At 40.6% G+C, this 12118-nt stretch carries 11 protein-coding genes and 1 other annotated feature (1 of these 12 running past the window's edge); all 11 genes read left to right on the top strand.

Going from position 1 to position 12118, the window contains the following annotated elements; translation table 11 throughout:
* A partial coding sequence (locus COE25_RS31225) for a hypothetical protein (RefSeq protein WP_218964331.1) occupies nt 1–194 on the top strand: 194 nt, incomplete at its 5' end.
* Nucleotides 195–484: 290 nt separating this feature from the next.
* Nucleotides 485–946, top strand: a complete 462-nt coding sequence (locus COE25_RS20025; protein ID WP_088084955.1) for a CtsR family transcriptional regulator — start codon at nt 485–487, stop codon at nt 944–946.
* 27 nt (nt 947–973) lie between these two features.
* Nucleotides 974–1522, top strand: a complete 549-nt coding sequence (gene mcsA / locus COE25_RS20020) for a protein-arginine kinase activator protein McsA (RefSeq protein ID WP_088084956.1) — start codon at nt 974–976, stop codon at nt 1520–1522.
* Between the two features lies 1 nt (nt 1523).
* Nucleotides 1524–2594 carry a protein-arginine kinase McsB gene (gene mcsB, locus COE25_RS20015; RefSeq protein WP_088084957.1) on the top strand — a complete coding sequence of 357 codons (1071 nt, stop codon included), beginning with the start codon at nt 1524–1526 and terminating at the stop codon, nt 2592–2594.
* A 16-nt stretch (nt 2595–2610) separates the two neighbouring features.
* Entirely contained in the window at nt 2611–5052 is a 2442-nt protein-coding gene (gene clpC, locus COE25_RS20010) for an ATP-dependent protease ATP-binding subunit ClpC (protein ID WP_088084958.1), read from the top strand.
* 112 nt (nt 5053–5164) lie between these two features.
* Nucleotides 5165–6547, top strand: coding sequence for a DNA repair protein RadA (gene radA / locus COE25_RS20005; protein ID WP_088084959.1), 1383 nt, complete (start codon nt 5165–5167; stop codon nt 6545–6547).
* Between the two features lie 3 nt (nt 6548–6550).
* Nucleotides 6551–7624, top strand: coding sequence for a DNA integrity scanning diadenylate cyclase DisA (gene disA / locus COE25_RS20000; RefSeq protein ID WP_098933854.1), 1074 nt, complete (start codon nt 6551–6553; stop codon nt 7622–7624).
* Between the two features lie 206 nt (nt 7625–7830).
* On the top strand, nt 7831–8919 hold the full coding sequence (locus tag COE25_RS19995) for a PIN/TRAM domain-containing protein (RefSeq protein ID WP_088084961.1): 1089 nt from the start codon (nt 7831–7833) through the stop codon (nt 8917–8919).
* A gap of 212 nt (nt 8920–9131) precedes the next feature.
* Nucleotides 9132–9815, top strand: coding sequence for a 2-C-methyl-D-erythritol 4-phosphate cytidylyltransferase (ispD, locus tag COE25_RS19990; RefSeq protein WP_098933853.1), 684 nt, complete (start codon nt 9132–9134; stop codon nt 9813–9815).
* Between the two features lie 2 nt (nt 9816–9817).
* On the top strand, nt 9818–10300 hold the full coding sequence (gene ispF, locus COE25_RS19985; protein ID WP_088084963.1) for a 2-C-methyl-D-erythritol 2,4-cyclodiphosphate synthase: 483 nt from the start codon (nt 9818–9820) through the stop codon (nt 10298–10300).
* Between the two features lie 114 nt (nt 10301–10414).
* On the top strand, nt 10415–11872 hold the full coding sequence (gene gltX / locus COE25_RS19980) for a glutamate--tRNA ligase (RefSeq protein ID WP_098933852.1): 1458 nt from the start codon (nt 10415–10417) through the stop codon (nt 11870–11872).
* 46 nt (nt 11873–11918) lie between these two features.
* Nucleotides 11919–12118 (top strand) — a binding site (T-box leader) (it continues 50 nt past the right edge of the window).

The following is a 12118-nucleotide window of genomic DNA, read 5'->3' as shown; positions in this document are numbered from 1 at the left end:
TGGTTGTTTTTTGTGTTTTCGAAGATTTATGTATGGGTGAACAGAAAATGATAATTGTGCCCATGGAAGAGGAAAAGAGCCTGGGCCGGTCACAAAAAAGAATAATTATGCCCATGGAGGAGGAAAAAAGCCTGGGCCGGTCACAAAAAAGAATAATTGTGCCCATACAACAGAAAAAAAGCCATGGACGGTAACATAGGAGGACTTATGTTACCGAGGAAGAGGAAAAAGACCATCCACGGTAACAAAGCAGGGCCGCTCCCAACCCCTAATGAAAGCAGTTCATAGCCAGCACAAGTCAAAAGCAACCAGAAATGGTTATTTTTTTTGTGTTCACAATTTCACCCCTACATATTTTAACTAATGTACGTTTCACAATGGCGGGATTTGGAGAAAATCATTAGTAGTGAATCATTGCATCTACATAAAAAATTCAGTATAATTTAGTCAAATATAGTCAAAGTCAGAGAATGGGGGTGGGAAGATGAGAAACATCTCTGATATTATTGAAAAATATCTTAAACAAGTATTGGAATTAAGTGAAAAGGATCTTGTTGAAATTAAACGAAGTGAAATCGCTGATAAATTTCAATGTGTACCATCTCAAATAAATTATGTGATCAATACCCGTTTTACAATTGAAAGAGGATATATTGTGGAGAGTAAACGGGGCGGTGGTGGGTATATAAGGATCATGAAGGTTCAATCCCATGACTTGGCCCATTTAATTGATCAATTGCTCTCACTTATCCAAGGCAGGGTTAGTCAAACAAGTGCAGAGGACGTCATTTTAAGGCTCGTCCAAGAAGAAATTATTTCACAGCGGGAAGCGAAAATTATGTTAAGTGTAATCGATCGTTCCGTTCTTTATATTGATCTTCCATACCGAGATGAATTAAGAGCAAGAATGCTAAAAGCGATGTTAACATCTTTAAAATATAAATAAATTTTTTTCTGAGTAAGAGGTGAAAGTATGATTTGCCAAGAATGTAATCAAAGACCTGCAGCTCTTCATTTTACAAAAATCATTAATGGTGAAAAGACTGAAGTGCATCTTTGTGAAAAGTGTGCTCAGGAAAAGGGAGAAATGTTCATTTTCAATGGGGAATCGGGTTTTGCTTTTAATAATTTATTAGCAGGATTATTAAATATTGATCCAAACTTTCAAAAGCCAAGCCAAAGTCCCTTCCACCAGGAGGAGATTCTTCAATGTGACTCTTGCTCAATGACTTTTCCACAATTTCTAAAGGTAGGCCGCTTTGGATGTTCCCATTGTTACGAAGCATTTAAAGAACAACTTATACCAGTTTTAAGACGACTTCATAGCGGGAACTGGACACATAATGGGAAAATACCGAAGAGAATTGGCGGAGGAATCCATCTTCGTAAACAAATTGAAGAATTGAAAAGTAATCTAAAGGATTCAATCCACAATGAAGAATTTGAAAAGGCGGCAGAGATTCGTGATGAAATACGAAAGTTGGAGAAGAATTTAACAGCCAGCCATGAGGGAGGGGAATAACATGTCGCTTGAACGATTTCTAAATCAAGCTGTCAGCTCCTGGATGAGTGCGGAGGGACCGGATTCAGATATTGTCCTTAGCTCCCGGATTCGTTTGGCTCGTAACTTTGATGCTTATAAATTTCCAACCCTTTTTTCACATGATGAAGCAAAATTGATTATTGAAAATATGGAAGAAATTTTAAAACAGTCTCCTATTCAAAAGTTTGGCCAAATGGAATTGTTGAAAATTGAAGAATTACAGCCGCTCCAAAAAAGGGTATTAGTTGAAAAACATATAATAAGCCCTCATCTAGCTGAAGATTCACCATATGGGGCAGTTCTATTAACCGAAAATGAAGAAGTTAGTATTATGATTAATGAAGAGGATCATATTCGGATTCAATGCTTGTATCCAGGTTTGCAATTATCTGAAGCGTTGGATGCTGCGAATGAAATCGATGATTGGCTTGAAAGTAATATTCAATACGCATTTGATGAAAAACACGGCTATTTAACCAGTTGTCCTACTAACGTTGGTACAGGTCTACGTGCTTCGGTCATGATGCACTTGCCAGGGTTAATGTTAACACAGCAAATTAATAAAATTATTCCTGCAATTCACCAATTAGGTCTTGTTGTTAGAGGAATTTATGGTGAAGGTAGCGAAGCATTAGGTAATATATTTCAAATTTCTAATCAAATCACACTTGGTAAATCAGAAGAGGACATTGGCCGTGACCTAAAAGGGGTTGTAAGTCAACTCATTTCACAAGAAAGGTCGGCCCGTGAAGCATTACGAAAAACTTCGAACATACAATTAGAAGACAGGGTATTCAGATCATTAGGTGTGTTATCTAATAGCCGAATTATTGAATCGAAAGAAGCAGCTAGATGTTTATCCGATGTTCGGCTTGGAATAGATATGGGTTATATTGATAAAATGCCTAAGACAATCTTAAATGAATTAATGATATTGACCCAGCCAGGATTCTTACAGCAATATGCTGGGGGTTCATTAAGACCACATGAAAGAGACATCAGACGGGCAGCATTAATTAGGGAACGAATAAAAATGGAGCAAGAAAAATAGTGGGGAGGAAAAGAATATGATGTTCGGCCGTTTTACTGAAAGAGCGCAGAAAGTTCTAGCTTTAGCACAAGAGGAAGCGATTCGTCTTGGTCATAACAATATTGGAACAGAGCACATTTTATTGGGGTTAACTCGGGAAGGTGAAGGGATTGCTGCGAAAGCCCTTTATGGACTTGGGCTAGGTTCTGAAAAAATCCAAAAAGAAGTAGAAAATTTAATTGGCAAAGGACAGGATGCTTCTCAAACCATTCACTATACTCCAAGAGCTAAAAAGGTCATTGAATTATCGATGGATGAAGCACGAAAATTAGGGCATTCTTATGTAGGGACCGAGCATATTCTCCTTGGCTTAATCCGAGAAGGAGAAGGGGTTGCTGCCCGAGTACTTAATAATTTGGGAGTTAGTTTAAATAAGGCAAGACAGCAAGTTCTTCAACTATTAGGAAGTAATGAGTCTGGCGGGCATCAAGGCGGGGCATCAGCAAGTGCTAATACGCCGACGCTGGATAGCCTTGCACGGGATCTAACATCAATTGCCCGCGAAGGAAGCCTGGATCCTGTTATTGGGCGCGGTAAGGAGATTCAACGTGTGATTGAAGTGTTAAGCCGTCGGACAAAAAATAATCCGGTATTAATTGGAGAGCCTGGTGTAGGTAAAACAGCCATTGCAGAAGGACTCGCCCAACAAATTGTCAATAACGAAGTTCCTGAAATTTTGCGTGATAAACGCGTTATGACGCTAGATATGGGGACAGTCGTTGCAGGAACAAAATACCGCGGTGAATTTGAAGATCGTTTGAAAAAAGTCATGGATGAAATTCGCCAAGCAGGAAATATTATTCTTTTCATTGATGAGTTGCATACATTGATTGGTGCGGGTGGTGCAGAAGGGGCTATTGATGCTTCCAATATCTTAAAACCATCGCTTGCTCGTGGAGAACTCCAATGTATTGGAGCAACCACACTGGATGAATATCGCAAATATATCGAAAAAGATGCCGCTTTAGAACGACGATTCCAGCCAATTCGTGTCGATGAACCAACAGCGGAAGAATCAATTCAGATTTTAGAAGGGTTACGTGACCGGTATGAAGCCCATCACCGTGTCTCCATTACAGATGAAGCGATTAAGGCAGCTGTTAAACTATCAGACCGCTATATCTCTGATCGCTTCCTGCCAGATAAAGCGATTGATTTAATCGATGAAGCAGGTTCCAAGGTACGTCTTCGTTCCTTTACCACTCCACCTAATTTAAAAGAATTAGAAGTGAAGCTTGAGGAAGTACGAAAGGAAAAGGATTCTGCAGTCCAAAGTCAAGAATTTGAAAAAGCGGCTTCTTTACGGGATACGGAGCAGCGTTTGCGTGAACAACTAGAGGAAACAAAGAAGAACTGGAAAGAAAAGCAAGGGAAAGAAAACAATGAAGTAACAGTTGAAGATATTGCAAGTGTTGTTTCAAGCTGGACCGGTGTCCCTGTTTCCAAGCTAGCTCAAACAGAGATGACGAAGCTGCTTAATTTAGAGGAAGTTCTCCATTCTCGTGTCATTGGCCAGGAGGAGGCTGTTAAGGCAGTATCTAAGGCGGTCCGTCGTGCCAGAGCAGGATTAAAAGATCCAAAACGGCCAATTGGCTCCTTCGTTTTCTTAGGACCGACTGGTGTAGGGAAAACAGAATTAGCCCGTGCCCTTGCTGAAGCCATGTTTGGTGACGAGGATGCGATGATTCGGATTGACATGTCCGAGTATATGGAGAAGCATTCTACCTCTCGTCTTGTTGGTTCACCACCAGGATATGTCGGCTATGAGGAAGGCGGACAATTAACAGAGAAGGTTCGCAGAAAGCCATATTCCGTTGTTTTGCTTGATGAAATTGAAAAGGCACATCCAGATGTATTTAATATCCTTTTGCAGGTTCTAGAAGATGGCCGTTTGACTGATTCAAAAGGAAGAACAGTAGATTTCCGTAATACCGTCTTGATTATGACATCCAATGTTGGTGCTGAAGCATTAAAACGGAACAAGTATGTCGGCTTTAATATTCAGGATGGCGAACAGGATTATAAAGACATGAAGGGGAAAGTAATGGGCGAATTAAAGAAAGCCTTCCGCCCTGAATTCTTGAACCGTATTGATGAAATTATTGTTTTCCATGCGTTGGAGAGAAAGCATCTTGAAGAGATTGTAACTTTACTTTCAGAGCAGTTAATTAAACGCTTAAAAGAGCAAAATATTTCTTTAGAATTAACTTTAGCAGCAAAGGAAAAAATTTCTCAGGAAGGTTATGACCCTGAGTATGGGGCAAGACCATTGCGCCGTGCGATTCAAAAGCATATTGAAGACCGACTTTCAGAAGAACTATTAAAAGGAACATTATTAACAGGTCAGCATGCGGTGATCGATGTTGATAATGGAGAATTTATTGTTCGAATGGAAGAGAAAACAAGTTTGGTAAAATAGAAATGTAATCAATTAGTGTTGCTATACCATGAGAGGTACACGTTAATAAAGCTAAACCGTGTACCTCTTTTTTTAATTATTTGTAATGTTTCAACGAGAGGATCGAAGTAGAATGGCAAAACGTAAGACAAAGTTTATGTGTCAGGAGTGCGGGTATGAATCTCCAAAGTGGATGGGGAAATGCCCTGGCTGCGGTGAATGGAATAAGATGGTCGAGGAAGTTGAAGTAACTGGTGCAACAAGAAGAGGGGCATTCGCCCATTCCCAAGGCGGATCAGGACTGTTAACCAAACCAATGCCGATCAATTCCATTGAAATGGAGAATGAACCAAGGATTCAAACGGACTTAAATGAATTAAACCGGGTACTTGGCGGGGGTGTGGTCAAGGGATCCTTAGTGCTGATTGGCGGAGACCCTGGAATCGGTAAATCAACGCTTCTGTTACAGGTATCATCGCAATTAGCGAATAAAGGAAATAAGGTTTTATACATATCTGGTGAGGAATCATTACGGCAAACAAAGCTTCGTGCGGAGCGATTAGGAATATCCTCTGAAAATCTCCTCGTTTACTCTGAAACGAATCTTGAGGAAATTAACCGGACCATTGATAGTACAAATCCAAGCTTTGTCATTATTGATTCTATCCAAACGGTATTTCACCCAGATGTGACAAGCGCGCCTGGGAGTGTCTCACAGGTGCGTGAGTGTACCTCGGAATTAATGAGAATTGGGAAAACCAAAGGGATTGCGATCTTTATTGTTGGACACGTAACCAAAGAAGGATCGATAGCCGGCCCTAGGCTGTTAGAGCATATGGTGGATACCGTCCTCTATTTTGAAGGTGAAAGACATCATACCTATCGGATTTTACGGGCAGTTAAAAACCGTTTTGGTTCAACCAATGAAATGGGAATCTTTGAAATGAAAGAATTCGGTCTTGAAGAAGTGGCAAATCCCTCCGAGATATTTTTAGAAGAGCGTTCACGAGGTGCTGCTGGCTCAACGGTGGTCGCATCGATGGAAGGGACAAGGCCGGTCCTCGTTGAAATTCAAGCGTTAATTTCCCCCACTAGCTTTGGGAACCCAAGAAGAATGGCCACAGGAATTGACCATAACCGTGTGCCGCTTTTGATGGCGGTATTAGAAAAGCGAGTTGGGATGCTTCTTCAGAATCAGGATGCTTACCTAAAAGTTGCAGGAGGCGTAAAATTAGATGAACCAGCAATTGATTTAGCCGTTGCTGTCAGTATTGCGTCAAGCTTTAGAGATAAACCAACAAGACCAACCGATTGTATTATTGGAGAAGTCGGGTTAACCGGTGAAGTAAGAAGGGTTTCAAGGATTGAGCAGCGTGTCCAGGAAGCGGCCAAGCTAGGATTTGAGCGAGTCATTCTACCAGCTAATAATCTTAGCGGCTGGAAGGGCCCAAACGGAGTTGAACTCATTGGTGTGAAGTCAGTGAGCGAAGCATTAAAAGCAGCGTTAGGAGTGTAGCAGATGGAGAGTAAAAAGCTTGGTGAGCATACCGTAAGTGAAGTTTTACAGTTCCTTGCACCTGGTACACCCATTCGCGAGGGAATCGACAATGTGCTCCGTGCGAACACAGGCGGGCTTATTGTCATTGGTTTTAACGAAAAGGTAAAAAGTATCGTTGACGGCGGCTTTGAAATCAATTGCCCATTTTCGCCCAGCTTTTTATATGAACTAGCAAAAATGGACGGGGCCATTATCCTCAATGAATTAGGAAATAAAATTCTTTTTGCCAATGCCCAGTTAGCCCCTGATTCCGATATACCTTCTTCTGAAACAGGGATGCGGCACCGCACAGCGGAAAGAGTAGCGAAACAAACAAAAGCTCTAGTGATTGCCATTTCCCAAAGAAGAAATGTCATTACCCTGTATCAAGGGAATTTTCGCTATGCATTAAAAGATATTGCGGTAATTTTAACAAAAGCCAATCAAGCCATTCAGACGCTTGAGAAGTATAAAACCGTTTTGGAACAAAGTATCAGCAATTTGAGCATCCTAGAGTTCGAGGAGTCCGTAACCTATAACGATTTTTTACTTGTTCTCCATCGTTTTGAAATGGTCTTAAAGATTAAGAATGAGCTTCTAACCTATTTACATGAGTTAGGAACAGAAGGCCGTCTCATTCGTTTACAATTGAATGAAATATTAACAGATCTCGAAGACGAGACAATGCTCATTATTAAAGATTATGCCTTCGACAGAGACATCAAGGCCAGAGAAGTGATTGGACGGATGCAGGTCATGGCCACGAGCGGTACCATTGAGGATATGGTCTTATTAAAATTGATGGGATACCTTGGCTATGTGCACCTTGATGAAAATAAAAGTCCGCGCGGCTACAGAATTCTTAATAAAATTCCAAGACTTCCATCCATCATTATTGAAAATCTCATCAGCAGTTTTGGTGAGCTTTCAAAAATAATAACCGCAACAGTGGAAGAACTTGATGATGTGGAAGGAATCGGGGAAGTTCGTGCCAAAAAGATTAAGGAAGGCTTTAAATTGATAAAAGAGCGGTTATACACCGATCGCCATCTATAAAAGCAATTATATCTAGGTTCCTAAAAGTTAAAATAATCCAATTGTTTGACACAAAAATTTTCCAATGCTACCCTAGGGGAGAATCTTCAATCTATTAATTTTCACTTACAATTTAAATTTAATACGTTTTTGTAATCGAAAAATAATCTGTAAATTAAGGTTTCATTTCCATGAATATGTTTATAATGAATAGAGGAGGTGAAGGAATGTTAAAACGTATTGTGCAGGCTTGCTTCCTCATTATAGGTGGTACGCTTGGTATTTTGTTATTACCGGAATTGTTCAATTTACTTCATATCAATGACATTCCCTTAATTAACAACTCGTATATCACTGCTATTATAGGTGCTATTATTTTTTATCTTATTACCTTTTGGGCAGTAGATTATGTTTTTAACTTTATTAAATGGGCTGAAGATTCTTTAGTGAAAGTTCCTGTAACAGATGTCCTTTTTGGTAGTGTAGGTCTATTCTTTGGATTGTTGGTTGCGTTTTTAATCGGCTTTGCCCTGAATGCCGTGCAAGTCCCAATATTAAATGCTGTGGCTCCGATATTACTGACCATTTTGTTTGGTTATCTCGGCTTTCAGGTGGGCTTCAAGAAGAGAGATGAATTATTAGGTCTTTTTGGAAACCGCGGTAACAAGAAAAAATCCAGTGAGGAAGAGAATGATAAGGAAGTTAATCATCCTTTGAAAATATTAGATACGAGCGTTATCATTGATGGGCGCGTTGCTGATATTTGTCAGACTGGATTTTTAGAAGGAACGATTGTTATTCCACAGTTCGTCCTTGAGGAATTACAGCATATTGCCGATTCTTCCGATGTGTTAAAACGAAATCGCGGCCGCAGAGGCTTGGATATATTAAACCGAATTCAAAAGGAACTCGCCATAAAGGTAGAAATTTATGAGGGCGATTTTGAGGAAATTAGTGAAGTGGACTCAAAGCTCGTTAAATTAGCTAAAATAACCAATGGCATCTTGGTCACGAATGATTTTAATCTGAATAAAGTCTGTGAATTGCAAAATGTATCTGTGTTAAACATCAATGATTTAGCAAATGCCGTCAAGCCTGTTGTCCTTCCTGGCGAGGAATTAACCGTTCAAGTCATTAAGGATGGAAAAGAATATCATCAAGGCGTTGCTTATTTAGATGACGGAACGATGATTGTGGTCGAGGAAGGTAGAGAGTATATCGGGAAAAGAATCGAGGTTCTCGTAACGAGTGTTCTCCAGACATCGGCAGGACGAATGATATTTGCCAAGCCCAAATTATTAGAAAAAGCACTGTAGCTTAAAAAGCGGAAGCGCCTTGCTCAGGGGCGACAAGCATAAGACGAGCCGGCGGGAAGGTCGTTCTTTGACCTTCCCGCTGGATTGGCTGTAGACCATAGAGCCTTTAGGCGCTCCTCAGAAAAGCTAACGCTTTTCTTTCGTGCGAGGCTTCGCTCCGAAGCATAATCTTATGGAGCTAGATTAGATATTAGATAGAGTGGGGTAATGATATGACCTACCAAGTCATTCTCCCGGCAGCGGGCCAGGGAAAAAGAATGGGAGCAGGGAAAAATAAGCTTTTATTGGAACTTAACGGTATTCCTGTTCTAATCCATACATTAAGGGTGTTTGAACAGGATGAAGCTTGCAGCGGGATTATTTTAGCGATTCACCCACAGGATAAACCAGAATTTCAAGTGTTACTCGATCGGTATCATGTGACGAAGGTAAATAACTTAGTACCGGGTGGAAATGAACGTCAAGATAGTATTTATAATGCACTTAAATCAGTCGAAACCGACGGGATTATTCTTGTGCATGATGCGGCACGTCCTTTTATCTTAAAAGAACATATCCACCGTTTAATTGAAATGGCTGAAGAAACAGGTGCAGCTATTTTGGGAGTGCCGGCAAAAGACACCATGAAAAAGATAAATGATGGTGTGGTAGTTGAAACTGTCGAACGTTCAAGCTTGTGGGCTGTTCAAACCCCACAAGCTTTTCGCATTTTGCTGCTTAAGGAAGCGTATGAAAGGGCCGAAAAGGATCACTTTCTGGGGACCGATGACGCTAGTTTGGTTGAGCGGCTTCACTATCCTGTTGCGGTGGTAGAAGGCGATTACGATAATATAAAACTAACCACACCAGAAGACTTGTTCTTTGCTGAAGCGATATTGAAAAAAAGGGGTTTTTAATGATGTTTCGAATTGGTCAGGGCTTTGATGTCCATCAATTAACAGAAGGGCGCCCGCTAATCATTGGTGGGATTACAATCCCTTATGAAAGGGGTTTGCTAGGTCATTCAGATGCTGATGTGTTATTACATACGGTTTCCGATGCCTGCCTTGGTGCGATTGGGGAAGGCGATATTGGCAAACACTTTCCGGATACCGATCCAAATTTTAAAGATGCTGACTCCGCGAAGCTGATGGAGCATGTATGGCAATTGGTGAAAAATAAAGGGTACGAGCTTGTGAATGCCGATTGTACAATTATTGCTCAACAGCCAAAAATGGCACCCTATATTGAGCAAATGCGTGGTAGGATTGCGGAATTACTAGAGGCAGCACCTGAACAAGTCAATGTAAAGGCGACAACAACAGAAAAGCTAGGCTTCACTGGCAGAGGGGAAGGCATTGCCTCCCAGGTGGTTGTATTGTTAAAAAAGGTTAACAATTAACCTTTTACAGTGAAGGGCACAATGATACAATGAATCAGATAAAAACATATGGTAAAGCTGTCTAGCTCCAGCTCCTAGGGGCTTTTGCTTTTCGAGAATGGAGGCATTATAGTTATGTCAAACGAAGTTCGTGTAAGATATGCTCCAAGTCCAACGGGACATTTACATATTGGAAACGCCCGTACTGCATTATTTAATTATTTATTTGCACGCCATCATGGCGGGAAATTTATTATCCGAATTGAAGATACCGATAAAAAGCGGAATATTGAAGGCGGAGAAGAAAGCCAGTTAAAATATTTAAAATGGCTTGGGATGGATTGGGACGAGAGTGTCGACGTTGGCGGCGAATATGGTCCCTATCGCCAATCTGAGCGTAATGATCTTTATGAAACCTACTACAACCAATTATTAGCAAATGGCCATGCCTATAAATGTTATTGTACAGAAGCTGAGATTGAAGCAGAGCGGGAAGCCCAGAGCGAAAGAGGGGAAACACCTCATTATTCTGGTAAATGCCGTCATTTAACCGATGAACAACGCCGTCAATTTGAAAGCGAAGGCCGCCAGCCAAGCATCCGCATCCACGTACCTGAAGGGAAAACCTATACGTTTGATGATATGGTCAAAGGCAGCGTTTCGTTTGAATCGGAAGGGATGGGTGATTGGGTCATCATTAAAAAGGATGGCACCCCGACCTATAACTTTGCTGTAACGATTGATGATTATTTAATGAAAATCTCTCATGTACTCCGTGGCGATGATCATATTTCTAACACGCCAAAGCAATTGATGGTCTATGAAGCATTAGGCTGGGAGCCGCCAATTTTTGGACATATGACTTTGATTGTCAATGAAAGCCGCAAAAAGTTAAGTAAGCGTGATGAGTCCATCATTCAGTTTATTGAACAATATGAAGAATTGGGTTATATTCCAGAAGCATTATTTAACTTTATCACATTACTCGGCTGGTCGCCGGCAGGTGAAGAAGAAATTTACTCTAAGAACGAGTTTATTGAAATATTTGATGCGAATCGACTTTCCAAATCCCCAGCATTATTTGATAAGCAAAAGCTGTTATGGATGAATAACCAATATATGAAAAAAATTGAGATGAACCGTGTAGTTGATCTGGCTATGCCTCACTTAATTAAGGCAGGCCGAATAAGTGAAAGCATGACAGATGAACAGTATCAATGGCTCCAAGGACTTGTAGCTCTTTTACAGGAAAAAATGAGCTTTGGTGCTGAAATCGTGGAATTATCAGATATGTTCTTTCAAGAGGATGCCATCTATGAAGAAGATGCGAAGGAAATTTTAGCAGCAGAAACAGTCCCAGAAGTGTTAAGGGCATTTTCACATGAACTTGACCAACTGGAAAATTTCCGCGCTGATGGTATAAAGACAGCCATGAAGGCAGTTCAAAAGTCGACCGGTCAAAAGGGGAAAAATCTATTTATGCCAATTCGTGCGGCGGTAACAGGTCAAACACATGGACCAGACCTGCCAATGGCAATTGAACTTTTAGGTAAAGATAAGGTTCAAACGAGAATTAATAAAATTATTAGTTAACATTGGGGAAGAAATGTAATATAGTAGAGTAAACAATTATATAGTTACTAAAGTGTAGAAGAGGATAAGTAAAAAAAGGATGCTTTAAAGAGAAAACCATCACCGGCTGAAAGTGGTTTAAGCCTCTCGTTTTTTGAAATGCACCTCTGAGCCCTGTTTCGAAAAGAGTCAACTTCTAGTAGAAATGGGCGGAACCTATCCGTTAACAGGTAGAGTGAGACCCATATTAAGCTTTCCGTTACCAAA

The organism is Bacillus sp. AFS031507 (assembly GCF_002584635.1).
Taxonomy (GTDB): Bacteria; Bacillota; Bacilli; order Bacillales; family Cytobacillaceae; genus Neobacillus.
The sequence above is the reverse complement of the archived record's forward strand: the minus strand, read 5'-3'. Positions and strand labels throughout refer to the sequence as shown.